Raw genomic sequence first — 23,827 nt, 5'->3', positions numbered from 1 at the left:
CACGCCGGGGCCGCCGCCCCGGCGTGGCCCGCGGCCGCGCCGTCCTGCGCCCGCGCCGCGCCGAAGCGGCCCTGGAGCCGGGCGGCCAGGTCGCGGATCGCGGGCAGCCGCGCGGTGAGGGCGGCGCCGGGGCAGCTGGTCATGTAGCCGTCGTTGTGGCCGGCGAGGGCGGGCAGGGTGGCGGAGGTGCCGGCGGCGTAGCGGCTGCCGCTGTTGCTGGAGACGAGGCGGACCCGGGAGCGCGGGTCGACGCCCGACAACCCGAGCTTCCAGGCGGCCAGCGCGGCGATCGCGTCGGTCATCGCGCGCGGCACCTCCACCCCGGCCGTGAAGGTGCCGATGGCGGCGATGCCGGCGGTGCGGTGGTTGAAGCCCTGGGTGTGGGCGCCGGTGACGGCGCGGGCGACACCGCCCGCGCGGCCCTCGTAGACGACGCCGCAGCGGTCGACGAGGAAGTTGTAGCCGATGTCGTCCCAGTGGCGGGCGCCGGTCTGGCCGGCGTGCAGATAGCGGATGATGCGGGGCGTCTCGGCGCAGTCGTAGGCGTTGGGCGAGTCGGTGTGGTGCACGAAGACGGCGACGACCTTGTCGTCGTAGCGGGCGGGCGGCTGGGTCGGGCGGGTGCCGTCCAGCCAGGCCGAGCGGGGCACGATGCGCGGCCGGGGCGCGGTGTGCGCGGTCGCCGGACCGGTGGCCGCGAGGCGGCGGTCGGCACCGGCCTGGGCGGCGCGTTCGACGCCGTGCGCGCACAGCGCGAGCACGACCGCGGCGGCGGTCCCGGGCAGCGCGCCCAGCGCCACCCGGGCCGGGCCCGGCAGGCGCACGCCGCGCCGGCCCGCCCGGCGGGCCCGCCGGGCTTTTCGCACATCACGCATGGTCCCACTGTCCGCGCGATCACCGGTGCCCGCGATGTGAGCTGTGCCGGCCGGTGGAACCATCGTCCCGGTCCGCGACGTTTTCCCGGTACCCGCCCGCGTGGCCGGTTCGCGGCCGGCGGTCGCGGGCGCGGCTGATCACGGGGCCCGTCCCCCGCGTACAGGGGTCCGAGAGAAAGGCGGCCTGGTGGACCTCCTCGACATCGTTCTGCTGCTCGCGCTCCTGCTCTACGCCGGCTCCGGCTACCGGCGCGGGCTGGTCGCCGGCTGTGTCTCGCTGGCCGGGTTCGTGGGCGGCGCGGCGCTGGGCGTGTGGCTGCTGCCGTGGGTGATGGACCTGCTGACGCCGGCCGGTACGGCGGCGACGGTCACCGCGGTGCTCACCGTGCTCGCCCCGGCGGTGGTGGGCCACGAGCTGGCGGGCCGGCCGGCGCTCAGGCTGCGGCGGGAGCTGGACCGGGGGCCGCTGCGGGTGGCCGACGGGGCCGGCGGGGCGGTGGCGAACGCGGCGGCGGTGTTGATCGTGGCGTGGGTGGCGGCGAGCGTGCTGGCGGCGTCCTCGTCGGCGCTGCTGTCGTCGGCGATCCGTGACTCGCGGGTGCTGGGCGCGGTGCAGGAGGTGATGCCGGACACCACGCCCGCCTGGTTCGCGCGGGCCACCTCGGCGCTCACCGACGCGGGCTTCCCGCAGGTGTTCAACCCGTTCGAGAACGAGTCGACGGCCGAGGTGGCGCGGCCCTCCGGGGACAGCGTGACGCCGGCCGCGACGGCCGCCGCGCAGCGCTCCACGGTGAAGGTGGAGGGCGTGGCGGGCACCCAGGGCCGCGAGGGGAGCGGGTTCGTGTACGCGCGGGAGCGGGTGATGACCAACGCGCACGTGGTGGCGGGCATCGACGAGCCGACCGTGCGGGTCGGGGGCGTCGGCCCGGCGTACGAGGCCACGGTGGTGCTCTTCGACCCGGAGAAGGACGTGGCCGTGCTGCGGGTGCCCGGCCTGCGTGCCCCCGTGCTCCGTTTCGACGACGACGCGGCGCGCGGCGACGCCGCGGTGGTCGCCGGGTATCCGCAGGACGGCGGCCTGGACCTGCAGGCGGCGACGGTGGCGAACCGGGTGCGGGCGACGGGCCAGAACATCTACCGCGACGACACGGTCACCCGCGAGATCCACTCGATCCGCTCCACGGTCCGCCCCGGCAACTCCGGCGGCCCGCTGCTGACCACCGAGGGCCGGGTGTACGGGGTGGTGTTCGCCCGGTCGACCTCCGACGCCGAGACGGGGTACGTCCTGACGGCGGCGGAGGTGTCCGACGACGCGGAGCGGGGGGCGCGGGCGACGGCACCGGTGGACACGGGCGAGCCGGTCTCCTCGTAGCGCGGGCGGGGGTATGGGGGCGGGGCGGACGGGCGGGGCCGCCGGGCTGGGCGGCTGGGAGGCATGGCCGGGGGGCGGCCCGGCTGGGCGGCCGGGGGGCGACCGGGCCGAGCGACCGGGCGGCATGGCCGGGGGCGACCGGGCCGAGCGACCCGGCGGGATGACCAGGGGGCGACCGGGCCGAGCGACCCGGCGGGATGACCGGAGGGCGACTGGGCCGAGCGACCCGGCGGCATCGCCGGGGGGCGGCCCGGCTGGGCGACCCGGCGGCATCGCCGGGGGGGGCGGCCCGGCTGGGCGACCCGGCGGCATCGCCGCAGGCGACCGGGCCGAGCGACCGGGCGGCATGGCACAGGAGGGCGACCGGGCCGGGCGACCCGGCGGGATGACCGGGGGCTGCCGAGCCGGGCGGGGTGGCCGGTGGGGGCCGTCAGGTCGGCCGGCCGGTTTCCTCGTAGCTCCGGCCAGGTCAGCCGGCGGTCGGCTGGGTCAGTTTGCGTCCCATGAGGACGTCGTCGACGTAGGCGCCGTCCAGGTAGAACTCCTCCGGCTGCACGCCCTCGACCTCGAAGCCCTCCGACGCGTACAGCGCGCGGGCGGGCGCGTTGTGCCCGAGCACGCGCAGGGTGATCCGGCGGAAGCCGCGGGCGCGCGCGTCCTCGACGGCGGCGCGCAGCAGCGCGCGCCCCACGCCCTTGCCGCGGGCCTCCTCGGCGACGGCGAGGCCGCGGATATGCCGGACGTGGGCGTTGGAGGGCAGCGGTGTGGGGAAGCCGAGGCGGATGTAGCCGACGACACGGCCGTCGAGTTCGGCGACCAGGTGGTCGTCGGGGCCGGCGGTGTCGCGGAAGAACGGCTCGTCCGGGGCGGGCGGTGCGGTGACCGCGTGCAGATACGACCAGGACGCGTGGTCCAGCCGTCGCAGGGGTTCCTCGTCGTCGGGCCGGGCGGTGCGTATGGACGGTTCAGACATGCCGGCCACCCTACGGGCCGGACCGCACGTGGCTCATCGGGGTTTTACGCGCGCTCGGGGATGATGGCGCCATGCAGCACAGGAAGATCGCGGTGACCGGCGCGTCCGGTCTCATCGGAGGCGCTCTGGTGCGGTCGCTCGCCGCGGACGGGCACCAGGTGGTGCGGCTGGTGCGCCGCATGCCCCGGTCCGCCGACGAGGCGCACTGGGATCCCGAGCGCGGGCATGTCGACCCGGCGGTGCTGGCGGGGTGCGACGCCGTGGTGAACCTGGCGGGCGCCGGGGTGGGCGACCGCCGCTGGACCACGGAGTACAAGGCGCGTATCCGCGCCGGCCGGGTGGCCGGCACGGCGGCGCTGGCGCGGGCCGTCGCCGCGCTGGACCGGCCGCCGCGGGTCTTCCTCAACGGCAGCGCGATCGGCGTCTACGGCGACACCGGGGACCGCGTGGCGGACGAGGACTCGCCACCCGGGCGGGGGTTCCTCGCGGAGCTGTGCGTGGAGTGGGAGGGGGCCGCGGCGCCGGCGCGGGAGGCGGGGGTGCGCACGGTGTTCGCCCGGACGGGCCTGGTGGTGGCGCGCGAGGGCGGGGCCTGGGGGCGGCTCTTCCCGCTGTACCGGGCGGGTCTCGGCGGGCCGCTCGGCGGCGGGCGGCAGTACTGGTCGTTCATCGCGCTGCACGACGAGGTGGCCGCGCTGCGCCATCTGCTGGACCACGAGGAGCTGTCCGGTCCGGTGAATCTGACCGCGCCGCAGCCGCTGACGAACCGTGAGATCAACGCGGCGATGAGCCGGGTGCTGCGCCGCCCGGCGGTGCTCGCGGTGCCCGCGCCCGTTCTGCGGGTGGCGCTGGGCGAGATGTCCACGGAGGTGCTGGGCAGTCAGCGGGTGGTGCCGAAGCGGCTGTTGGAATCCGGGTTCCGCTTCGCGTTCCCCGGTATCGAGGAGGCGATCCGGGCGGCGCTGTGAGCCGGCGGCCCCCGGCGGGCCGGCAGGAGCGCCCACGGCTGCGGCGCGGGGAACGCCCCCCGGCTACGGCGCGGCGAACGCCCCCCGGCTACGGCGCGGGAAACGCCCCCGGCGACGGCGCGGGGAACGGCCGCGGGAAACAGGGCGTCCCGACCGTTTGCGACCGCCGTGCGACCGTGCCCTGCCCATGCGCGACTGCCACTGACCGATCACGGCTCTACGCTCGTGCCGAACTCGGGTATCCCTGGAACCGGTTGGGGGCATCACGTCTCCACCGGCCGCGCAACCTCGAGGAGGGGCACGTGCTTGAGCCCGCGTTTCAGGCGGACGTCGTCGTGGTGGGAGCCGGGATCGCCGGCCTCTCGGCGGCGCTACGGCTGGCCCACGCAGGAGTGACGACCACGGTTCTGGAGGCCGGCCCCGGTGTGGGCGGGCGGATGTCGACGGAGAAGGTCGACGGTTTCCGGCTCGACCGCCTCGGGCAGCCGCTGTTCACGTCGTACCCGGAGCTGCACCTGACCCCGGGGCTCGACGCGCTCGCGCTGCGCATGTTCGCCCCCGGCGTCCTGCTGCACAGCGACGGCCGCCGGCACCGGGCGGGCGCTCCGGTGGCGGGCAGAAGCGCGAGGGGCGCACTCAACGCGGTGCGCGCCCTCGCGAGCGCCCCTCGGGCGACGCCGGTCCGCGGCCGCGGGAGCGCCGCCGCCGTGCCCCCGCCCCGCGGCCGGGCCGCGGCCCCGGTGGGCGGCGCCGTCGACCAGGCCCGGCTGGGCAGCGCGCTCGCGCGGATCGCGGGCACGCCGCTGGAGCGGCTGCTGTCCCGCCCGGAGCTGCCCGCCGCACAGGCGCTGGCGGCCCGTGGCCTGCCGCCGCGCACCGTGGACGGCTTCCTGCGCCCCCTGCTGGCCGCGCTGCTGTGCGACCCGGACCTGACCACGTCCAGCCGGTGCGCGGACCTCGCGCTGCGGGCGTTCGCCGGCGGGCGGATGGCCGTGCCGCAGGGCGGGGCCGCGGTGTTGCCGGAGCTGCTGGCGCGGGCGCTGCCGCCGGGCACCGTGCGCACCGGGGTGCGGGTCACCTCGGTGTCCACCACGACGGTGACCACCGCCGAGCACGGGGAGTTCCGCTGCCGGGCGGTGCTGGTGGCCACCGACGCGCGCGCCGCCGCCGAGCTGCTGCCGGGGCTGCGGGTGCCGGACTTCCACCCGGTGACCGTCGTCCACCACACCACCGACGAACCGCCGGGGACCGGCGCGGCGCTGCTGCTGGACGCCGACCGGGGCGGCCCGGTGGCGCACACGGCGGTGCTCAGCTCGGTCGACCCTAGCCGGGCCCCGGCGGGCCGGGCGCTCATCTCCTCCACGGTCCTCGGGCCCCCGCCACCGGACCTCGACACCGCCGTGCGCACCCATCTCACCCGGCTCTACGGCACCTCGGCGGCCCGCTGGGAGACGCTCGCCGTCCACCACACCGCCGACGCGGTGCCCGCCATGCGCCCGCCCCACGACCTGCGGCGCCCGGTGCGCCTGCTGGCCGGCCTGTACGTCTGCGGCGACCACCGCGACTCCAGCACCGTCCAGGGCGCGCTGCACTCCGCCCGCCGCGCCGCGGCCGCGATCCTCACCGACCTGGGCGCGACGGGTTCGATGCACCGGTCGGAACCGGCGCCTGCCGTCAGGGCGGCCTGACCGCCCTGACGGGGCGTTCAGGGGCGCGGGGAACCGCGCGACCGGCCACGGCGGACCCGCACCCGGCACACGACCACCGACGGCACGGCGCTACCCCAACGCGGCCACCTTGTCCCGGTACGACCGCACGGGAGCCGCGTCCTTGTACGGCTCCAGCCGCCGCTCGAAGTCCCTGACGTACTCCACCGCCCGCACGGACCGCATCTCGGCGGCCTGCGCCGCCGACTCCGCGGCCAGCGCACAGGCCTGCTCCAGCTCCCCGAGCCCCAGCCGGGCGGTGGCGAGGACGACACGGCAGAACAGCCGGCTCCGGGCGTACGCGGGCGCGCGCAGCTGCAGCGACCGCTCCGCGTGCTGCGCCGCCGCCCGGAACTGCTGAAGGTCCCGGTGGCAGTGCCCGAACTCGTCGGCGAGCTGCGCCTCGTCGAAGAACCGCGCCCAGTGCGGTACCTCGTCGCCGGGCCGGGCGGCCTCCAGCGCGCGTTCGGCCCGTACGAGGGAGGCGGTGCAGGCCCGCACCTCGCCGAGGACTCCGTGCCCGCGCGCCTCCGCCGCGTGCAGCAGCGCCTGGACGACCGGCGGCGCCGAGCCGCCGACCCCCTGCTGGGCCACCCGCGCCAGCTGGACGGCCTCCCGCCCGTGCCCGAGGTAGACGGCCTGCCGGCTCATGGTGACCAGCACATAGGAGCCGTACGCCCGGTCCGCGGCCGCCTGGGACAGGCGCAGGGCCTGCACGAAGTAGCGCTGGGCGAGGCCGTGCGCGGCGATGTCGTACGACGTCCAGCCCGCGAGGCGGGTCAGGTCGGCGGCCGCGGCAAACAGGCGGCGGCCGATCTGCTCGCCGTAGGTGCCGCGGAGCATGGGCTCGCACTCGTGCTCCAGGTAGCGGACGAGGGCCTGGCGGGCGTGGCCGCCGCCGTAGGCGTCGTCCAGGGTGCGGAACAGCTCGCCGACCGAGCGCAGCGCGGCGATGTCGCCGGCGGTGACCCGGTGGCCGGGGCCGCGCTCGACGCCGCGCTGCCGGGGCACCCCGGCGCGGCCCTGGGCGGGCACCCGCGAGGGCTCGGCGCCGCGGGCGACCTTCTCGTCGGCGCGCCCGATCAGCCAGTCCCGGCTGGGCACCACGAGGCCGGCCGGGGTGAAGGCGATCTTGCGCAGTTCGGCGTGGCTGCCGGAGTCCTTGCGCCACAGGCCGCTGACGATGTCGATGGCCTCCTCGGGTCCGGCCGCGAACTCCAGCCCCGCGTAGACCGGGGCGCAGGCGTCGAGGCCGAGGTCCTGGGCGGTGAGCCGGCGGCCGAGGCGGCGGGTGAAGACCTCGGCGATGAGCGCGGGTGTGGTCCCCCGGGGCTGCTGTCCGCGCAGCCAGCGGGTGACGGATGTCTTGTCGTATCTGAGATCGAGGCCGTGCTCGAGCCCGAGCTGGTCCACTCGACGGGCCAGACCTGCGTTGGAGAACCCCGCTTCTGCGATGAGCGCGGCGAGCTGTCGGTTGGGGGTGCGCTGCGCGGGTCGTTCCGTCATCTGCGGTGCGATCTCCTGCCTCCGGGCTGCCGAAGTGCCCGGACTGCCTGTGAGCAGCCCTTATGGCCTTGTGAACGGCGCGAATGTAGCGGAGAGTAAACACCCGATCGCACACTTCCGCGTGCATTCATCCGATCGTGTGAGGATTGCCCCCGAGGCTGACGTGTGGCCGGCGGTCGTACAGTGACGTAGGCGCGTTTTACGCCTTACGACCTTCGAGGGAGGGGCTTGCCGTGAGCGAGCTGCGGTTCGTCCGTATGGGATTCGGTGCCGAGGCCGTCGAGTACCAGGCCGCCTGGGATGAGCAGCGCAGGGTGCACGCCGCGCGCTTCGAGGACCAGGTACCGGACACCGTGCTGCTGCTGGAGCACCCCCCGGTCTACACGGCCGGCCGGCGCACGGACCCGAGCGAGCGCCCCCTGGACGGCACCCCGGTCATCGACGTGGACCGCGGCGGCAAGATCACCTGGCACGGGCCAGGCCAGCTCGTGGGCTACCCGATCCAGAAGCTGCCCCGCCCGGTGGACGTCGTCGCGCACGTCCGCCGCCTGGAGGAGGCGCTGATCCGCACCTGCGCAGAGTTCGGCCTGGAGACCACCCGGGTCGAGGGCCGCAGCGGGGTGTGGGTGCTGGGGGATCCCGTGGAGCAGCGTCCGGCGCTCGGCGGGCTCGCCCTGGACTTCGACCCGCGCCTGCACGACGAGGAGTTCGACCCGCGGCTCAACGGCCCGGAGTACGCCCCGTCCAACGCGGGCCAGCGGCGCGAGGACCGCAAGATCGCGGCGATCGGCATCCGGGTCGCCAAGGGCGTGACCATGCACGGCTTCGCGCTCAACGTGAACCCGGACAACGCCTGGTTCGACAAGATCATCCCGTGCGGCATCCGCGACGCGGGCGTCACCTCGCTCGCGAACGAGCTGGGCCGCGACGTCACGATCGAGGAGGTGCTGCCGGTGGTCGAGCGCCATCTGCGGGACGTGCTGGAGAACGCGGAGCTGAAGCCGCGGGCGGTGGAGAAGACGCCGGCGTAGGGAATGGGCCCCGCCCTGGGCGGGTTGGCCCGGTCGGAGGGCCATCAAATCCACGGGCGTACCCTTGAGGGCGCCGAAGAATCAACGCTAGGGAGCCGGTCGTGTCCGCAGTCGCACCCGACGGACGCAAGATGCTGCGCCTGGAGGTCCGCAACAGCCAGACCCCCATCGAGCGCAAGCCCGAGTGGATCAAGACCCGGGCGAAAATGGGCCCCGAGTACTCGAAGATGCAGAACCTCGTCAAGAGCGAGGGCCTGCACACGGTCTGCCAGGAAGCCGGCTGTCCCAACATCTACGAGTGCTGGGAGGACCGCGAGGCCACCTTCCTCATCGGCGGCGACCAGTGCACCCGGCGCTGTGACTTCTGCCAGATCGACACCGGCAAGCCCGAGGCGCTGGACCGCGACGAGCCGCGCCGCGTCGGCGAGTCCGTGGTCACCATGGACCTGAACTACGCCACCATCACCGGCGTCGCCCGCGACGACCTGGAGGACGGCGGCGCCTGGCTGTACGCCGAGACCGTGCGCCAGATCCACCAGCAGACGGCGGACCGCGAGGGCGGCCGGACCAAGGTCGAGCTGCTGGCCCCCGACTTCAACGCCGTCCCGGAGCTGCTGCGGGAGGTCTTCGAGTCCCGCCCCGAGGTCTTCGCGCACAACGTCGAGACGGTGCCGCGGATCTTCAAGCGGATCCGCCCCGGCTTCCGCTACGAGCGCTCCCTGAAGGTGATCACCGAGGCCCGCGACTTCGGCCTGGTCACCAAGTCCAACCTGATCCTCGGCATGGGCGAGACCCGCGAGGAGGTCAGCGAGGCGCTGAAGCAGCTGCACGAGGCCGGCTGCGAGCTGATCACCATCACCCAGTACCTGCGCCCGTCGGTGCGCCACCACCCGGTGGAGCGCTGGGTGAAGCCGCAGGAGTTCGTGGAGCTGAAGGAGGAGGCCGAGCAGATCGGTTTCTCCGGTGTGATGTCCGGCCCGCTGGTCCGCTCCTCCTACCGCGCCGGCCGCCTGTACCAGATGGCGATCGAGAAGCGCGGGACGTTCGTCGCCGCCCAGGCCGTGTGAATTCACGCACAAGCGATTACCGACGAGTAGAACGCAACGCCGCCGCAGTCCCGGCCGTCCTCCCAGCTGAGGACCACGCCGGGGCCGCGGCGGCGTTCGCGCGCCCGGTCACTCCTCGGCCATCCGGCGGCATCGGGGCTTCACGCGCGTTTGACCAGGGGGTCACGCCCTGGTAACACCAATCAGTGACCCTGGTTTCACACCCCGTGAACCCGTGCACTGAGCCCTAGGGGGATCCACCATGCCGGCCGCGCCCGTCAACGAAGCAATGCCGACAGGCACCCGCGCCACCGCGCTTCCGTCCCTCACCGACGCCCTGCGTGCCGTCGAGTCGCTGCTCATGAGCGGCGGTCAGCGCACCGCCCGCCGCAACGCCTGGACCTCGGTGCTGGAGGACCGCCGCCGCGCCAAGGACCGGGTCGAGGCCGAGCGCGTCCTCGAGCGGGTCTCCTCCGCCGCCCACTCCTGAGCCGCGCCGCCGGCGACCGCCCGGACACCGCCGTCAAGGGCGCTCCCGGAGCCACGTAGACTTCGTGGCATGGCGAGGAAGGACACGGCAGCCGAGGCTGCGAACCCCGGGCGACTGAAGCAGATCGCCCTGACCTACAAGATGACCCGCAAGGCCGACAAGAAGATCGGCCTTGTACTCGCGGCTGTCGGAATCGTCACCTTCGGTGTCTTCCTCGCGATCGGTTTCTTGATCGGTCACCCCATCTATCTCGGCATCCTGGGCCTCCTGCTCGCCTTCCTCGCGACGGCGATCGTGTTCGGGCGCCGGGCCGAGCGGGCGGCCTTCGGGCAGATGGAGGGCCAGCCCGGCGCGGCGGCGGCCGTGCTGGACAACATCGGCCGGGGCTGGACGACGACTCCGGCGGTGGCGATGAACCGCAGCCAGGACGTGGTGCACCGGGCGGTCGGCAAGGCCGGCATCGTGCTGGTCGCCGAGGGCAACCCGAACCGGGTCAAGAGCCTGCTGGCCGCCGAGAAGAAGAAGATGAACCGCATCGTCGCGGACGTCCCCGTGCACGACCTGATCGTCGGCACCGGCGAGGGCCAGGTGGAGCTGAAGAAGCTGCGCACCACCATGCTGAAGCTGCCCCGGGTGCTGACCGGCCCGCAGGTGACCGCCACCAACGACCGGCTGCGCGCGCTCGGCGACCTGATGAGCAACATGCCGCTGCCGAAGGGGCCGATGCCGAAGGGCATGCGCCTGCCGAAGGGCGGGCCGCGGCCCCGCTGACCCAGACCTCGTACGACGAAGGGCGCCCGGAGTGATCCGGGCGCCCTTCGTCGTACGAGGTGCTCTCAGATCCGTACCTCGACCGTGCGGGCCAGCCGGTCGTGCAGGCCGCGGCCGTCGCGGTCCCAGATCAGGGCGGGGATGGCGAGGCAGAGCAGGGCCGTGCGGACCAGGGCGCGGCCGGGGTGGACGGTGCCGGTGTCCAGGGCGACGACGCGCAGGCCGAGCAGGCGCTTGCCGGGGGTGAAGCCGACCGTGCCGACGGTGAGCAGGCTCATCACGAAGAAGATGAGCAGGGCCCAGTTGCTGGTCGCCTGGCCGTAGCCGTCCGTGATGAGACCGTATGCGATCAAGAGGCACAGGCCCCAGTCGACGGCCAGTGCTCCGATACGGCGGCCGGGGCGGGCCAGCGAACCCGGACCGTCCTCCGGCAGGCCGAGCTGTTCCCCCCGGTATCCGAAGTCGGCACCGGCGTCCTCCATGGCCGCGCGCGGCCCCGAGAGCCATGATCCGATTGCTTGCCTCTTGTCCACCCGTACACGGTACTGCGCCCGTTTGTGACCGATGGACGGCGGGGTGTTTCCGGGCCGTCCGCGGACTACTGTGGAACCCGAGCCGGTTAACTTGTGCGAAACAAATGGGTCACGCCGGAGAAATCACGCCTCCCTAGGGTCGAGGACAGCGTGTGCCACCGCACTGGCCGCACGAACGATCTACCACCCCGGCGGGACGGTCGGGAGTAGGAGGAGCTGGATGTTCCAGAACGCCGACGAGGCCAAGAAGTTCATCGCCGACGAGGACGTCAAGTTCATCGACGTCCGGTTCTGCGACCTCCCGGGCGTCATGCAGCACTTCACGATTCCGGCTGCGGCGTTCGACCCGGACGAGGAGCTGGCCTTCGACGGCTCCTCCATCCGTGGCTTCCAGGCCATTCACGAGTCCGACATGGCGCTGCGCGCCGACCTGTCCACCGCGCGGGTGGACCCGTTCCGCCGCGACAAGACGGTGAACATCAACTTCTTCATCCACGACCCGATCACGGGCGAGCAGTACTCCCGTGACCCGCGCAACGTGGCGAAGAAGGCCGAGGCCTACCTCGCGTCCACGGGAATCGCCGACACCGCGTTCTTCGGCCCCGAGGCCGAGTTCTACGTCTTCGACAGCGTGCGCTTCAAGACCGCCGAGAACGAGTCGTACTACCACATCGACTCCGAGGCGGGCGCCTGGAACACCGGCGCGCTGGAGGACAACCGCGGTTACAAGGTCCGCTACAAGGGCGGCTACTTCCCGGCCCCGCCGGTCGACCACTTCGCCGACCTGCGCGCCGAGATCTCCCTGGAGCTGGAGAAGGCGGGCCTGCAGGTCGAGCGCCAGCACCACGAGGTGGGCACCGCCGGCCAGGCGGAGATCAACTACAAGTTCAACACGCTGCTGGCCGCCGCGGACGACCTCCAGCTGTTCAAGTACATCGTGAAGAACGTGGCCTGGCGCAACGGCAAGACCGCGACCTTCATGCCGAAGCCGATCTTCGGTGACAACGGCTCGGGCATGCACGTCCACCAGTCGCTGTGGAGCAACGGCGAGCCGCTGTTCTACGACGAGCAGGGCTACGCGGGCCTGTCCGACACCGCCCGCTACTACATCGGCGGCATCCTCAAGCACGCCCCGTCGCTGCTGGCGTTCACCAACCCGACGGTGAACTCCTACCACCGCCTGGTGCCGGGCTTCGAGGCGCCGGTGAACCTGGTGTACTCGCAGCGCAACCGCTCCGCCGCGATGCGTATCCCGATCACGGGTTCGAACCCGAAGGCCAAGCGCGTCGAGTTCCGCGCGCCCGACTCCTCCGGCAACCCGTACCTCGCCTTCTCGGCGCTGCTGCTCGCGGGCCTGGACGGCATCAAGAACAAGATCGAGCCGGCCGAGCCGATCGACAAGGACCTCTACGAGCTGGCTCCCGAGGAGCACGCGGGCGTCCCGCAGGTCCCGACCTCCCTCGGCGCGGTCCTCGACTCCCTGGAGGCCGACCACGAGTTCCTCCTCCAGGGCGACGTGTTCACGTCCGACCTGATCGAGACGTGGATCGACTACAAGCGCACGAACGAGATCGCTCCGCTCCAGCTGCGCCCGCACCCGCACGAGTTCGAGCTGTACTTCGACGTGTGATCGACCCGGTTCCGGTCGTTCCGGCGCCCCCGTCCTGTAGCGCGTTCCGCAGGGCGGGGGCGCCGCCGTATCGTCTTCTGTACAGCTGTTCGAGCTGGGTGAGCGACCACGACGGGGAGACGGGGATGGCCGGACGGGACGACGAGGAGCGGGAGTTCGATCTGCGCTGGGCGGAGAGCGCCGAGCACAAGGAGCCCTCGGCCCGGGCGCGGATGCTGGCCGCGCGGTGGAAGGACAACCCGCCGGGGCCGGTGCCGTTCCGGGCCGCTCCCGAGCGCCGCGGGTCGTCCGGGCGGCGGTCGTGGGTGTCGACCACCATCGTGCTGGGCAGTGTGGCCGCCCTGATCGTGCTGATCGGGTACATCAACTTCCGGGCGCAGTACTGACGTGCGCGAGAACGTCAGGGACGGCGGCAAGGCCGCCCTCCGGCTCGCGGCCGGCACGCCGCCGAAGGACGCGCTCGACGCCGCCGATCCGTACGCGTGGACCGCGCTCGACCTGGGCGTACGCGTCTGGCTCGACGGCGGGACCGAGCGGGAGATCAGCGCCCGCGTCCTGGGCCGGGCCACGGGGCTGCTGCGTCGCCGGCCCGCGCCGCCGGACGCGCCCGTGCTCGCGCTCGCCCTCTGCCACCGCGACGGCCGGGTCCGGGAGGCCGCGCTGCACCGGCTGCTGCCGGACCACCCGGAGCTGCTGCCGCTGGCGGTGATCCGGGCCGCCGACTGGGCCGATCCGGTCCGGGACCGCGCCCGCGACCTGCTGCGCGGCGCCCTCGACGCGGCCACGGCCGTCGCTCTCGCCCCGCTGATCCTGCTGGTCGGCCGCCGGGCCCGGGGCGGCACCGCGGTGGAGCTGCTGACCGAGGCGCTGCGCCGGTCCCCGCGCGACGGGCTGGTCCCGCTGCTGCGGCACGAGTCGCCCACCGTGCGCCGGTTCGCGTATCGACTGGCCGTCGGGGAGGGGATCCTCTCCCCCGCCGAGCTGGCGCGCACCGCGGCCCGGGACACGGACGTGGTCGTGCAGGACCTGTGCGCCGAGGCCGCGCTGGCCGGCGTACGGGAGGGCCGGGCGGCCTACGACGACGTGCTGCCGCCGATGCTCGGGGCGCGGCATCCGCGGGCCCGCTCCGCCGGGGTGACCGCGCTGCGGGCGGCCGGGCGGGCGGAGGCGGCCGAGGCGTTCCTCGCCGACCGGTCGGCGCTGGTGCGGGCGTGCGCCCGCTATGCCGTACGGCAGGGCGACTCGCCCCGCGATCCCCGCGAGTTCTACCTCGCCCTGTGCGCGCGGTCCGACGACCCCGCGTTGCCGTCCGGTGCGGTGATCGGGCTGGCCGAGTGCGGCCGGCGCGCGGACGCCGCGCTGCTGGAGCCGCTGCTGGCGCATCCGTCGGCCGCGGTGCGGGCGCGGGCGGTGGCCGGGCTGCGGCTGCTGGACGCGGTGGACGCGGCGCGGATGCGGGATCTGCTGGACGACCCCGCCCCCGGTGTGGCGCGCGAGGCGGTGGCCGCGCTGCTGCCGTCCGCCGCTGCCCTGCCGGAGGAGTGGCTGGTGCGGCGGCTGGCGGCCGGACGGCCCCGGCCGGTGCGGGCCGCGGCGTTCCGGCTGCTGGTCGCGCGCGGCGGGGTCGTACGGTTGCGGGCGGCGGTGGCGCTGCTGGACGACCCGGACGACCGGCTGCGGCACTGGGCCCGGCAGACCGTGCAGCGGTGGCACGCCGTCGAACGCGGGAACGCGGAGGTGGGCGAGCTGCTGGAGCGGGTCAGGGACCGGGGCCTGCTCAGCGACCACGTGTTCAAGCGGCGGATGTGGGCGGCAGGGCTGCGGGCCTGATCCGTGGTGGCCGCGCCGCCGCCGGGTGTGCGGCGGTGGCGCGGCGGCGTCCGGCCCGCAGGTCGCTCACCTGGTCCGTTCGCGCTCCTGGCGACGGGACTCCAGGGGGCGTTCGCGGCGGTAGCGGCGCTCCCACTTGGCCTGCTGGTCACGGCGGTCCCGGTAGGCCTGGTAGGTGGTGGGCACGGACCCGGAACCCGCGGTGGGTGCCGAGGACGCGCCGCCTCCGCGGCGGACGTACACGCAGAGCAGGGCAACGGCGGCGAGCCAGTAGAGGGGGTTGCCGAATCCCAGGACGACCAGGACGACCGCCCCGGACAGCACGATGGTGCCCATGACAGAGCCTCCTTCCCTGGGCCGTGGGGGTGGGGTACGTGTTCCGAGGGTGCCCTGGGCGCACGGCGCGGCGCACCTTCTTTTCGCCTGGCTCCGGGGGGAGTCGGGGTCCGGGGGGAGTCGGGGTCCGGGGGGAGTCGGGGTCCGGGAGTACGTCGTTCAGGGCTCCGGGGTCGCCGCGATCACGCCGGCCACGACGGCCGCGCCGAGGGCGGAGTGGTCCTCGGCGGTCTGGTCGGCATAGCGCAGGGCGAAGTCGGCGACCGCGCGCTCGAAGGTGTCGGCGCCGCCGAGGTAGCCGGCGATGGCGATGCGGTCGCCGGAGCGGGCGTGGGCGCGCGCCAGGGCGGTGCCGCACAGCGCGGCGTAGGCGCGCAGACCGGCGGGGTCCAGCGCGGCGACGTCCGCGCAGCCCTGCGTGTCGCGCAGTTGCCGCCAGTAGCAGGAGCGGCCCTGAGGGCCGGTCATCCAGCCGAGGAAGACGTCGGTGTCGGCCTGCAGCAGCCGCTGCCCGGCGACCACCCGGTGGCCTGGATGGTCGTACGGCCCGCTCGGCAGGTGCTCCTCCAGGACGGACGTGCCCGCCTCCTTGAGCTGGAGGAACAGCGGGTCGCCGGTGTCGCGGCCCTCCAGCAGGACGACGTAGCAGGGCATGCCGACGCCGGCGATGCCGACGACCTTGCGGGCGGCGTCGACGAAGCGGTAGCGGTCGAGGAGCAGGCGGCGGTCCTCGGGGAGCGTGGAGCGGTAGTCGCTGAAGTTCTTGCGCAGGGCGGCCGTGTCCGGCGCGCCGGCCGGTTCCAGCAGCGGCGGGTCGTGGACGATCCGGCGGCGGCCGTCGACGACCTCGGTCAGCTTGCCGAGGGACTGCAGGCCGCTGTGGCGGCGGGCGCGGGTGAGGCCGGCCTCGACCCGCCGGCGGCGCCGCCCGGACCGCACCAGGGGCAGCAGCCGGTCGGCCTCGACGCGCTCGTACCAGACCTCCAGCTCCCCCCTGCGTGCCAGCCGCCGCATGGCGGTGCGGTAGGCGGCGGCCGACTCCAGGGCGGCCCGGTGCGCCTTGGCGTCGGGGTGCCCGTTCTCCCGGGCGGCGACGGCGACGCTGGCGGCGAGCCGTTTGACGTCCCATTCGAAGGGGCCGGGGAAGGTCTCGTCGAAGTCGTCGAGGTCGAACAGCAGGGTGCGTTCCGGGGAGGCGTACAGGCCGAAGTTGAGCAGGTGGGCGTCGCCGCACAGCTGCACGGTCAGCCCCGTGTGCGGGTGGGCGGCGAGGTCGGCGGCCATCACGGCGGCGGCGCCGCGCAGGAAGGCCAGCGGGGAGGCGGCCATGCGCCCGTACCGGACGGGCAGCAGCTCGGGCAGCCGGTCGCGGCCCTGCTTCTCCAGTACGGCGACGGGGTCCTGCCGGTCGACGGGCGGCAGCCAGCCGGCGTGCGCGGTGCGCGGGACGTGCTTGCGGGCCGCCTTGCCGCGCTCGGCGCGTTCGGCGGGGCCCGCGGGTCCCACGGGTCCGGCGGAGCCGCCGGGACCGACGAGCGGGGTCACGGGGTGGTGGCCGATGGCCGTACGCGGTGGTGGTTGCCGTTGCGCTGCATGCCGCGCCTCCCTGGGTCGGTCGCCGCCTCCTGTTCGCAGTGAACGGCCCCGGGCGGGGGCGGCGCATGCCCAGTACGGCGAACGGGTGAGGGGCGGCGGGTGCGGGCCGGGGGGCGTTGTCAGTGGTGTCGGGCAGGATCGGCAGGGCGGTGACCGGCAGGGCCTGGTGGCCGGCCCTGCACGGCGCCCGCGACGGACTCGACGGACTCGGCGGGCTCGGCGGGCTCACCGGGCTCGATGAACTCGGCGGGCTCGATGAACTCGGCGGGCTCGGCGGGCTCACCGGACTCGACGGACTCGACGGACTCGACGGACTCGACGGACTCGACGGACAAGGAGATCGGCATGGGCGGCGGGGCGGCACGGCGGCACATCGGCGGGGCGGAGCGGCGGGCCCGGCTGGCGCTGCGGCACCGGCTGGCGCCGCAGGCGCGGGCGGCGGGACCGGAGGAGGTCGCCGAGGCGCTGGTGGCGCTGCACGGCACCGATCCGGCGACGGTGTTCCTGGCGGTGGGCGCCCGGCTCGCGGAGCCGGGGAGGACGGTCGCGCAGACCGAGCGCGCGCTGTACGAGGACCGGACGCTGGTGCGGATGCACGGCATGCGGCACACCGTGTTCGTGTTCCCGACCCGGCTGACCGCCGTCGTGCACGCCTCGACGGGCATCGCGGTCGCCGCGCGGGAACGGGCCGCGCTGGTGAAGGACATGGCGAAGGCGGGCGCGCCGGACGCGGCCTGGCTCGCCGAGGTGGAGGCGTCGGCGCTGGCCGCGCTGGCGCGCCGCGGCGAGGCCACGGCGGCGGAGCTGGCGGGGGACGAGCCCAGGCTGCGGACGCAGTTCGTGTACGCGGCCGGGAAGAGCTACGAGGGCCTGCACACCGTCTCGACCCGGCTGCTGAAGGTGCTGGGCGTGGAGGGCAAGGTGGTCCGGGGTCGGCCGCTGGGTTCCTGGACGTCGTCGCAGTTCCGCTGGGCGCCGGCGCCGCCGCATCCCGAGCTGGACGTCGCCGCGGCCCAGGCGGAGCTGCTGCGCCACTGGCTGACGGCCTGCGGCCCGGCGACCGAGGCCGACCTGAAGTGGTGGACGGGGTGGCGGGTGACGGAGGTGCGCCGGGCGCTGGGGGCGATCGGGGCGCGGGAGGTCGCCCTGGACGAGGGCACGGGGTATGTCGTGGCGGGCGACGAGGAGGCGCCGGACGGGCCGGACGGGCCCTGGGCGGCGCTGCTGCCCGCGCTCGACCCGACCGCCATGGGGTGGCAGCAGCGGGACTGGTACCTGGCGCCGGAAATGCGCCCCGCGCTGTTCGACCGCAGCGGCAACGTCGGGCCCACCGTGTGGTGGGACGGGCGGGTGGTGGGCGGCTGGGCCCAGCGGCCGGACGGCGAGATCGTCTGGCGGATCCTTGACCGCACCGGGGCCGGCCGGGAGGCCGAGGCGGCGATCGGCGCGGAGGCGGAGCGGCTGCGGGCGTGGGTGGGGCCGACGCGGGTGACGCCGCGGTTCCGGACGCCGCTGGAGCGGGAGCTGGCGGGCTGACGCGGCGGTGCGACGCCGGGTGCCGTGCGGGACACGGCACCCGGCGTCGCACCTGACCGCCGCTCAGCGGCAGTACTTCATCAGGGCCCGCACCATGTGGCAGGTCGTGTCCGACGGCGGGTGGACGCCGATGAGCTGCGCGGTGTCCCGGATCGTCTCGTTGCGGGCCTGGCCCGGCAGGTAGACGCCGGAGTCGAGCAGCGCTATCGCCAGGCGCATCGCCTTGAGCCGGCGGTTGTGCGAGACGTACCACTCGCGGGGCCGCCCGGCCGGCAGCGGCTGCTTCGGGACGGGCGCGTACGGCAGGTCGAGCTGGACGGGGCGGCGGGCGGTGGACTGGGTGGGCAACGGCTTCGGCTTCAGGGCGGCAGCGGGCACGGGCATCCTCCTGTCGCGGTCAGGGAGTCTCCCGGAAGCCCCGGGCGATTCCCTCGAACACTGCTTCAATTCTACTGCCCGCCACTGACAATCGGGGGTTCGTGAAGTGCACGAAAAGCCCAGGTCAGTACGGGAATTGCGGGTGTGTCAGGCCGTACGGGAGGGGCGTGTGGGACGCCGCGCCGAAATCGAACACGGCCGACTGTCCTCCGGGTGCCGTCCGGGGGCGTGGCCGTGCCGCGCGTACCGTGTCCGGCATGGAAATCTGGATCAATCCCGCCTGCTCCAAGTGCCGCAGCGCCGTGCGGCTCCTCGACGCCGAGGGGGCCGACTACACCGTCCGCCGCTATCTGGAGGACGTCCCGACCGAGGACGAGATCCGTGCCGTACTCGGCCGCCTCGGCCTCGAACCCTGGGACATCACGCGCACCCAGGAGGCGGTCGCCAAGGAGCTGGGCCTGAAGGAGTGGCCGCGGGACGCCGCCTCGCGCGACCGGTGGGTCACGGCGCTGGCCGAGCACCCGAAGCTGATCCAGCGGCCCATCATCACCGCGGACGACGGCACGGCCGTGGTCGCCCGCACCGACGAGGCCGTACGGGACGCGTTGTCCCGCTGACGTCGACGTAACTCCCTTGTGACGCAGGCCACTTCAACACGTCACCGCGATCGCTGAGCAACCTCGTTCGGGATCTCGTACATAGCGGCGTACGCTCCCCGACCTCTTCAGGAGGCGCGCATGTCGCGTAGGAGAAAACTCGGCACGAAGAAGAAGATCGCGCTGCTGGTGAGTGCCGCGACGGTGGCGGGAGGCGGTGCCTTCGTCATGGCGAGCACGTCGAACGCCGCCCAGTCGGCGAAGGACTCGACCGTCTGTCAGGGTCTCGCCACCGCGCTCGGCAACAACCAGCGGTTCATCGAGGCGCAGCGGGCCGCCCCCGACGCCCAGTCGGAGGCGCGGATCGCCAACCGCGAGGCGGTCATCGCCGAGATCCGGCGCAAGCAGGAGGCCTCCGGGTGCGAGGTGGGCGAGGCGATCGGGGGGTCGGCTCAGGACTCCCGGACCGCGCGGCCCTCCGCCCCCGCGGAGGCCGGCGAGCCCGCCGATCCGTCCCAGCCGGCCGATCCCGCCGCCCCTGCCGACCCTGCTGACCCGGCGGCCCCTGCCGATCCGTCGGAGCCGGCCGGGGGGGCCGGTGAGCAGGTCTGCAACGGGTCCACCGTCACCCTCTCCGGCGAAGGCGGCGCACCGGCCGCGTCCAGCAACCAGTTCCCGGCGGGGACGAAGCTGAAGGTCACCAACCTGGACAACGACAAGTCCACGACGGTGGAGGTCACGTCCGTCTCCGGCAGCTGCGTCCTGCTCAACAACGCGGCCTTCGAGCAGGTCCGGGAGCCCGGCAAGTTCCTGATCCGCCGGGCGCTGATCGAGAAGGTGGGGTGAGGCTCGCCCGGCCCGGCCGGACAGGAGACCGCTGAGGCGGCGGTCCGCGCCCGGGGGCGGGAAGCGCGGCCGCGCGAGGGGGGTCACCCCGGCTCGGGCGAAGGCCCGGAAGCCGGGGCAGAGACACCGGGGAGGCGGACGTCTCACCCCCCGTCGCCGGCGACGCTTCCGTACGGACCGCCGCCTCGGCCCGCCCCCCGCCCTGCCGCTCCCGGCCCGAGGAGCGGCAGGACGCCCGGCGGGTACGCCGTCTCGGCCCGGCCCAGCACGGAGCCGGGCCGGCGAGGAACAGACGGCGCACCCGCCACGGCACCGGGCCGAGGAGCACTCCGGGCAGCATCTGCCCGGAGCACCGGGGCCGCGCGCGACCAGCGGACCGCTGCGGCGCCGGGACCGCCGGGACCGCCTGGCCGCAGGGGCCGCTTCCGCGGGGCGGGCGTGGGCTGCCCCGGTGGGGCGGTCCATGCGTCTCGCATACAAGGCGGCCGGCCGCTCACCGCGCCCGCTCGCGGGCGGTGAGGTGGCGCGCCCGTTCCCCGTTCACCTGGTGAGCCGAGCCACAACACCACCAGGTAACACGGGGTTCACATTCGAGCAATGGCCGGGAAATCGCCTGTTGACAGGCTCGCGGACAGCAAGCGCGGCGCCCCAGTGCCGCAGCGCCGCAGCACCCGCAAGCGCGCCCTGACCCACCCCCGAAGGATGTGGCCCGTGACCTTCAAGGCTGAGTACATCTGGATCGACGGCACCCAGCCGACCGCCAAGCTCCGCTCCAAGACCAAGATCATCGCGGGTGAGCCCGCCGGTCTGGACGCGCTGCCGATCTGGGGCTTCGACGGGTCCTCCACCAACCAGGCCGAGGGCCACTCCTCGGACCGCGTCCTCAAGCCGGTCTTCACCTGCCCGGACCCGATCCGCGGCGGCGACGACGTCCTCGTGCTGTGCGAGGTGCTGAACATCGACATGACGCCGCACGAGTCCAACACCCGTGCCGCGCTCGCCGAGGTCGCCGAGCGGTTCGCCGCGCAGGAGCCGATCTTCGGCATCGAGCAGGAGTACACCTTCTTCGACGGCTCCCGCCCGCTCGGCTTCCCCGAGGGCGGCTTCCCGGCCCCGCAGGGCGGCTACTACTGCGGTGTCGGCGCCGACGAGATCTTCGGCCGCGAGATCGTCGAGAAGCACCTCGACAACTGCCTCGCCGCCGGCCTCGGCATCTCCGGCATCAACGCCGAGGTCATGCCCGGCCAGTGGGAGTTCCAGGTCGGCCCGCTCGCCCCGCTGGAGGTCTCCGACCAGCTGTGGGTGGCCCGCTGGCTGCTCTACCGCACCGCCGAGGACTTCGGCATCTCCGCCACCCTCGACCCGAAGCCGGTCAAGGGCGACTGGAACGGCGCCGGCGCGCACACCAACTTCTCCACCAAGGCGATGCGCGAGGGCTACGACGCGATCATCACCGCCTGCGAGGCGCTGGGCGAGGGCTCCAAGCCGCTCGACCACGTCAAGAACTACGGCGCCGGCATCGACGACCGCCTGACCGGCCTGCACGAGACCGCCCCGTGGGACCAGTACTCCTACGGCGTCTCCGACCGCGGCGCCTCGGTCCGCATCCCGTGGCAGGTCGAGAAGGACGGCAAGGGCTACATCGAGGACCGCCGCCCGAACGCCAACGTCGACCCGTACGTGGTGACCCGCCTGCTGGTGGACACCTGCTGCTCCGCGCTGGAGAAGGCCGGCCAGGTCTGATCCCGGAGCGGACTCCGTACTCCGCAGAGCACCCGGTGTGGGGCGCCAGCCGTAACGGCGGGCGCCCCTCCTGCGCATCCGCCCCCTCGTACGTATCCGCGCCCCGACGCGCGCGTATCCTGCGCCCCCGTGGGGACCGACGGGGTGGACCGGGCCGCGCTCACGCACGCGGACAGGCCGGCGCGGGACGTACCGGCGCTGCTGGGGGCGATGGAGTCGCGGGACCCTGAGGTACGCGAGACGGCCCTCCATGCGCTGGAGCACGCGCTGTGCCGCTGGGGAGACGTGTTCCCGGCGACCGCCCCCGCCGTGCCGCACCTGGCCCGGCTCGCCCTGGAGAGTCCCGGCCACCGGGAGGAACTGCTGCGGCTCCTCGGTGACATCGCGGACGGGACCGGCGAGCCCTCGGTTGCTCGGCCCCGCCCGGCGGGCCGTGGCGGTCGCGCTGCCGGCCCTGCTGCCCCTCGCGCACGACGCCGGCTGCGGGTGTGTGTGACCGAGGGCGTCCACTCCGAGGTTGCCGCGGTCGCCGCGGTGGCACCACCGGGTCGGCGGGGATCCCGCCCTGGCCCTGTCCCACCTGCGGCGGCTCATGACCGAGCGCCCGGGGTACCGGCCGGAGCGCGCGGGTGAACTCGGGCCCGAAGGCGCGCCGTTGCTGCCGCTCGTCGAGCCGTTCCTCGCGCCCGCCGCCGGACTCGGGGTCCGTGCGACGGCCGCGGACGCCGTCTGGCGCATCACGGGCCGCACCGAGGACACCGTGACACCGGTGGCCCTGGCGGCACTCGGGTGGGAGCGGCCGTACCCCGGAGTGCGCCACCCCGTGGAGACGCTCACCGGGACGGGACTCGTCCCGCGTTTCGCCGTGGCCCCGCTGCGCGAGGCGGCCGCGTGGCCGCGCCGGCTCGTCCACGACCGCATGTGCGGCGACTCCCCGCACCCGGACCACGTCCTGCGGGAGGCGGTGCGGCGGCTGTTGGCGACGGCGGAGGTCGTCGGCCGAGATCGTCGGGACGGGGCGTGCGCGGCGGCGACTTCGCGCCACCGTGCGCGGCCGGCGGCGTCCAAGCAGTGAGAGAGGGGTCCGGTCCTCGGTCTCTCGTGCTTGAATGGGGGCATGGCCAGCTTCCAGAAGCACTCCGCGACGGGTCGCCATGACCTCGAGCCCTTCTGGCCTTCCCGTCAGCACCACGACTTCGACCGGGTGTGTTGCCGCGCGACGAACGCGCCGGCCCTCTAAAGCCGTACGGGCCCTTCGAGCCGTACACCCTGGCCTTCGGCCGGCGCGACGACGTACGTCCCCTCCCCGACGGACTCCTCGCGCGAAAGAGCTGACCTCTCATGGCGACCACTCGTTCCCTGTCCACCGCCCCCTCGCACAGCGCCCGCCACCGGCTGCGAGCCGTCGACCGCGACGACGTGGTCGACGTGACGGACTTCCTGCCGCCGGGCGCGACCTGGCTGCCCGCCCCGCAGCACGCCCTGCCGGTGCTGCCGGGGCGCCCGCCGATGGTCGGTTACCTGGTGCTGGTCCCGGCCGACCAGCAGCCGCCGTTCCCGCCGTTCGCCGTGCCCGACCGGCCCGATCAGCCGGACCGGACCGACCGGACCGACCAGCCGGGCGAGGTGGCGGCCGCGAGCGGCACCGAACCCCTCATCCGCATCGACTCCGTCCGCCGCACCGCCGAGGTCGACGGACGCGAACTCGACCTGACCTACCTGGAGTTCGAGCTCCTGGCGCACCTGGTGGCCCACCCGCACCGGGTGCACACCCGCGACCAGCTGGTCACCACGGTGTGGGGCTACGGGCACGTCGGCGACGGCCGTACGGTCGACGTGCACATCGCCCGGCTGCGCCGCAAGCTGGGCGCCGAGCACCGCGACACCATCCGCACCGTGCGCCGGGTCGGCTACAAGTACACCCCGCCCGCCGGACGTTGATCCCCCGGCCTGCCGCAGGGCCGCCGCAGGCACCGCGCCGGGCCGCCCCGGGCCCGCCCACGCCCCCGGCAGGCGCCGCTCCCGCCCGGGGCCGGCCCCGTGTCTGCCCTCGGCAGAGCCGCCT

Annotated in this window: 24 protein-coding genes; 16 read left to right on the top strand and 8 right to left on the bottom strand. The window is 74.5% G+C overall.

The window, feature by feature from the left end; translation table 11 throughout:
• A partial coding sequence (locus tag AB0K92_RS07560; RefSeq protein ID WP_365920361.1) for a peptidoglycan recognition protein occupies window positions 1–800 on the bottom strand: 800 nt, incomplete at its 3' end.
• A 262-nt stretch (window positions 801–1,062) separates the two neighbouring features.
• Between AB0K92_RS07560 and AB0K92_RS07555 the strand changes: the two genes are divergently transcribed.
• Window positions 1,063–2,247, top strand: a complete 1,185-nt coding sequence (locus AB0K92_RS07555; protein ID WP_365920332.1) for a MarP family serine protease — start codon at window positions 1,063–1,065, stop codon at window positions 2,245–2,247.
• Between the two features lie 469 nt (window positions 2,248–2,716).
• Here the strand turns inward: AB0K92_RS07555 and AB0K92_RS07550 are convergent, their stop codons facing one another.
• A complete protein-coding gene (locus tag AB0K92_RS07550; protein WP_365920330.1) occupies window positions 2,717–3,220 on the bottom strand; it encodes a GNAT family N-acetyltransferase in 504 nt (167 codons plus the stop codon).
• Window positions 3,221–3,291: 71 nt separating this feature from the next.
• On the opposite strand from AB0K92_RS07550, the gene AB0K92_RS07545 reads away from it, so the two are divergent.
• Both AB0K92_RS07545 and AB0K92_RS07540 read left to right on the top strand, forming a co-directional pair.
• Window positions 3,292–4,188, top strand: coding sequence for a TIGR01777 family oxidoreductase (locus AB0K92_RS07545; RefSeq protein WP_365920328.1), 897 nt, complete (start codon window positions 3,292–3,294; stop codon window positions 4,186–4,188).
• A gap of 302 nt (window positions 4,189–4,490) precedes the next feature.
• Entirely contained in the window at window positions 4,491–5,876 is a 1,386-nt protein-coding gene (locus AB0K92_RS07540) for an NAD(P)/FAD-dependent oxidoreductase (RefSeq protein ID WP_365920326.1), read from the top strand.
• Window positions 5,877–5,966: 90 nt separating this feature from the next.
• Here AB0K92_RS07540 and AB0K92_RS07535 read toward each other — a convergent pair whose 3' ends face one another.
• Window positions 5,967–7,400, bottom strand: coding sequence for a regulator (locus tag AB0K92_RS07535; RefSeq protein WP_165997710.1), 1,434 nt, complete (start codon window positions 7,398–7,400; stop codon window positions 5,967–5,969).
• A gap of 233 nt (window positions 7,401–7,633) precedes the next feature.
• On the opposite strand from AB0K92_RS07535, the gene lipB reads away from it, so the two are divergent.
• The 4 genes from lipB (at window position 7,634) to AB0K92_RS07515 (ending at window position 10,738) form a co-directional block, all read left to right on the top strand.
• Window positions 7,634–8,431 (top strand): lipoyl(octanoyl) transferase LipB, encoded by a 798-nt coding sequence (lipB, locus tag AB0K92_RS07530; protein ID WP_365920323.1) that lies wholly within the window; start codon window positions 7,634–7,636, stop codon window positions 8,429–8,431.
• A gap of 101 nt (window positions 8,432–8,532) precedes the next feature.
• The gene (gene lipA, locus AB0K92_RS07525; RefSeq protein ID WP_165997714.1) at window positions 8,533–9,498 is read left to right on the top strand and encodes a lipoyl synthase; all 966 of its coding nucleotides are present in this window, start codon (window positions 8,533–8,535) and stop codon (window positions 9,496–9,498) included.
• A gap of 241 nt (window positions 9,499–9,739) precedes the next feature.
• On the top strand, window positions 9,740–9,967 hold the full coding sequence (locus tag AB0K92_RS07520) for a hypothetical protein (protein WP_365920321.1): 228 nt from the start codon (window positions 9,740–9,742) through the stop codon (window positions 9,965–9,967).
• A 69-nt stretch (window positions 9,968–10,036) separates the two neighbouring features.
• On the top strand, window positions 10,037–10,738 hold the full coding sequence (locus tag AB0K92_RS07515) for a DUF4191 domain-containing protein (protein WP_165997718.1): 702 nt from the start codon (window positions 10,037–10,039) through the stop codon (window positions 10,736–10,738).
• A 65-nt stretch (window positions 10,739–10,803) separates the two neighbouring features.
• Here AB0K92_RS07515 and AB0K92_RS07510 read toward each other — a convergent pair whose 3' ends face one another.
• On the bottom strand, window positions 10,804–11,271 hold the full coding sequence (locus AB0K92_RS07510; RefSeq protein WP_365920319.1) for an RDD family protein: 468 nt from the start codon (window positions 11,269–11,271) through the stop codon (window positions 10,804–10,806).
• Between the two features lie 220 nt (window positions 11,272–11,491).
• Here AB0K92_RS07510 and glnA point away from each other — a divergent pair, with 220 nt between their 5' ends.
• From glnA to AB0K92_RS07495, 3 genes are all read left to right on the top strand, one after another.
• On the top strand, window positions 11,492–12,901 hold the full coding sequence (gene glnA / locus AB0K92_RS07505; protein WP_165997722.1) for a type I glutamate--ammonia ligase: 1,410 nt from the start codon (window positions 11,492–11,494) through the stop codon (window positions 12,899–12,901).
• 125 nt (window positions 12,902–13,026) lie between these two features.
• Window positions 13,027–13,287 carry a hypothetical protein gene (locus AB0K92_RS07500; RefSeq protein ID WP_165997745.1) on the top strand — a complete coding sequence of 87 codons (261 nt, stop codon included), beginning with the start codon at window positions 13,027–13,029 and terminating at the stop codon, window positions 13,285–13,287.
• Window position 13,288: 1 nt separating this feature from the next.
• Window positions 13,289–14,731, top strand: a complete 1,443-nt coding sequence (locus tag AB0K92_RS07495) for a hypothetical protein (protein WP_365920317.1) — start codon at window positions 13,289–13,291, stop codon at window positions 14,729–14,731.
• Between the two features lie 66 nt (window positions 14,732–14,797).
• Here AB0K92_RS07495 and AB0K92_RS07490 read toward each other — a convergent pair whose 3' ends face one another.
• The 3 genes from AB0K92_RS07490 to AB0K92_RS07480 form a co-directional block, all read right to left on the bottom strand.
• Complete coding sequence (locus AB0K92_RS07490) at window positions 14,798–15,067, bottom strand: hypothetical protein (protein WP_365920315.1); 270 nt, start codon at window positions 15,065–15,067, stop codon at window positions 14,798–14,800.
• A 159-nt stretch (window positions 15,068–15,226) separates the two neighbouring features.
• Window positions 15,227–16,573: a DUF2252 domain-containing protein gene (locus tag AB0K92_RS07485; RefSeq protein ID WP_365920359.1), complete on the bottom strand. Its 1,347-nt coding sequence runs from the start codon at window positions 16,571–16,573 to the stop codon at window positions 15,227–15,229.
• Window positions 16,574–16,782: 209 nt separating this feature from the next.
• Window positions 16,783–16,998 (bottom strand): hypothetical protein, encoded by a 216-nt coding sequence (locus AB0K92_RS07480; RefSeq protein WP_365920313.1) that lies wholly within the window; start codon window positions 16,996–16,998, stop codon window positions 16,783–16,785.
• A 10-nt stretch (window positions 16,999–17,008) separates the two neighbouring features.
• Between AB0K92_RS07480 and AB0K92_RS07475 the strand changes: the two genes are divergently transcribed.
• Window positions 17,009–18,199 carry a winged helix DNA-binding domain-containing protein gene (locus AB0K92_RS07475; RefSeq protein ID WP_365920311.1) on the top strand — a complete coding sequence of 397 codons (1,191 nt, stop codon included), beginning with the start codon at window positions 17,009–17,011 and terminating at the stop codon, window positions 18,197–18,199.
• Window positions 18,200–18,262: 63 nt separating this feature from the next.
• Here the strand turns inward: AB0K92_RS07475 and AB0K92_RS07470 are convergent, their stop codons facing one another.
• Entirely contained in the window at window positions 18,263–18,577 is a 315-nt protein-coding gene (locus AB0K92_RS07470) for a hypothetical protein (RefSeq protein ID WP_165997754.1), read from the bottom strand.
• A 257-nt stretch (window positions 18,578–18,834) separates the two neighbouring features.
• Here AB0K92_RS07470 and AB0K92_RS07465 point away from each other — a divergent pair, with 257 nt between their 5' ends.
• The 5 genes from AB0K92_RS07465 to AB0K92_RS07445 all read left to right on the top strand — a co-directional run bounded on the left by AB0K92_RS07465 (window position 18,835) and on the right by AB0K92_RS07445 (window position 23,703).
• Window positions 18,835–19,194: an arsenate reductase family protein gene (locus AB0K92_RS07465; RefSeq protein ID WP_365920309.1), complete on the top strand. Its 360-nt coding sequence runs from the start codon at window positions 18,835–18,837 to the stop codon at window positions 19,192–19,194.
• 120 nt (window positions 19,195–19,314) lie between these two features.
• The gene (locus tag AB0K92_RS07460) at window positions 19,315–20,019 is read left to right on the top strand and encodes a hypothetical protein (protein WP_365920307.1); all 705 of its coding nucleotides are present in this window, start codon (window positions 19,315–19,317) and stop codon (window positions 20,017–20,019) included.
• A gap of 711 nt (window positions 20,020–20,730) precedes the next feature.
• A complete protein-coding gene (glnII, locus tag AB0K92_RS07455; RefSeq protein ID WP_365920305.1) occupies window positions 20,731–21,762 on the top strand; it encodes a glutamine synthetase in 1,032 nt (343 codons plus the stop codon).
• Window positions 21,763–22,354: 592 nt separating this feature from the next.
• A complete protein-coding gene (locus AB0K92_RS07450) occupies window positions 22,355–22,837 on the top strand; it encodes a hypothetical protein (protein ID WP_365920303.1) in 483 nt (160 codons plus the stop codon).
• Between the two features lie 266 nt (window positions 22,838–23,103).
• Complete coding sequence (locus tag AB0K92_RS07445; protein WP_365920301.1) at window positions 23,104–23,703, top strand: winged helix-turn-helix domain-containing protein; 600 nt, start codon at window positions 23,104–23,106, stop codon at window positions 23,701–23,703.
• The last annotated feature ends 124 nt before the right edge of the window (window positions 23,704–23,827 follow it).

It is taken from the genome of Streptomyces sp. NPDC052687, assembly GCF_040678395.1.
Taxonomy (GTDB): Bacteria; Actinomycetota; Actinomycetes; order Streptomycetales; family Streptomycetaceae; genus Streptomyces.
The sequence above is the reverse complement of the archived record's forward strand: the minus strand, read 5'-3'. Positions and strand labels throughout refer to the sequence as shown.

Excerpts from the sequence above, each read along its gene's own strand:
- AB0K92_RS07550 (WP_365920330.1), bottom strand. The coding sequence starts at position 3,220 with ATGTCTGAACCGTCCATACGCACCGCCCGGCCCGACGACGAGGAACCC.
- AB0K92_RS07460 (WP_365920307.1), top strand. The coding sequence starts at position 19,315 with ATGTCGCGTAGGAGAAAACTCGGCACGAAGAAGAAGATCGCGCTGCTG.
- glnA (WP_165997722.1), top strand. The coding sequence starts at position 11,492 with ATGTTCCAGAACGCCGACGAGGCCAAGAAGTTCATCGCCGACGAGGAC.
- AB0K92_RS07520 (WP_365920321.1), top strand. The coding sequence starts at position 9,740 with ATGCCGGCCGCGCCCGTCAACGAAGCAATGCCGACAGGCACCCGCGCC.
- AB0K92_RS07445 (WP_365920301.1), top strand. The coding sequence starts at position 23,104 with ATGGCGACCACTCGTTCCCTGTCCACCGCCCCCTCGCACAGCGCCCGC.
- AB0K92_RS07500 (WP_165997745.1), top strand. The coding sequence starts at position 13,027 with ATGGCCGGACGGGACGACGAGGAGCGGGAGTTCGATCTGCGCTGGGCG.
- AB0K92_RS07450 (WP_365920303.1), top strand. The coding sequence starts at position 22,355 with ATGACCGAGCGCCCGGGGTACCGGCCGGAGCGCGCGGGTGAACTCGGG.
- AB0K92_RS07490 (WP_365920315.1), bottom strand. The coding sequence starts at position 15,067 with ATGGGCACCATCGTGCTGTCCGGGGCGGTCGTCCTGGTCGTCCTGGGA.
- AB0K92_RS07465 (WP_365920309.1), top strand. The coding sequence starts at position 18,835 with ATGGAAATCTGGATCAATCCCGCCTGCTCCAAGTGCCGCAGCGCCGTG.
- AB0K92_RS07545 (WP_365920328.1), top strand. The coding sequence starts at position 3,292 with ATGCAGCACAGGAAGATCGCGGTGACCGGCGCGTCCGGTCTCATCGGA.
- AB0K92_RS07515 (WP_165997718.1), top strand. The coding sequence starts at position 10,037 with ATGGCGAGGAAGGACACGGCAGCCGAGGCTGCGAACCCCGGGCGACTG.
- AB0K92_RS07475 (WP_365920311.1), top strand. The coding sequence starts at position 17,009 with ATGGGCGGCGGGGCGGCACGGCGGCACATCGGCGGGGCGGAGCGGCGG.
- AB0K92_RS07535 (WP_165997710.1), bottom strand. The coding sequence starts at position 7,400 with ATGACGGAACGACCCGCGCAGCGCACCCCCAACCGACAGCTCGCCGCG.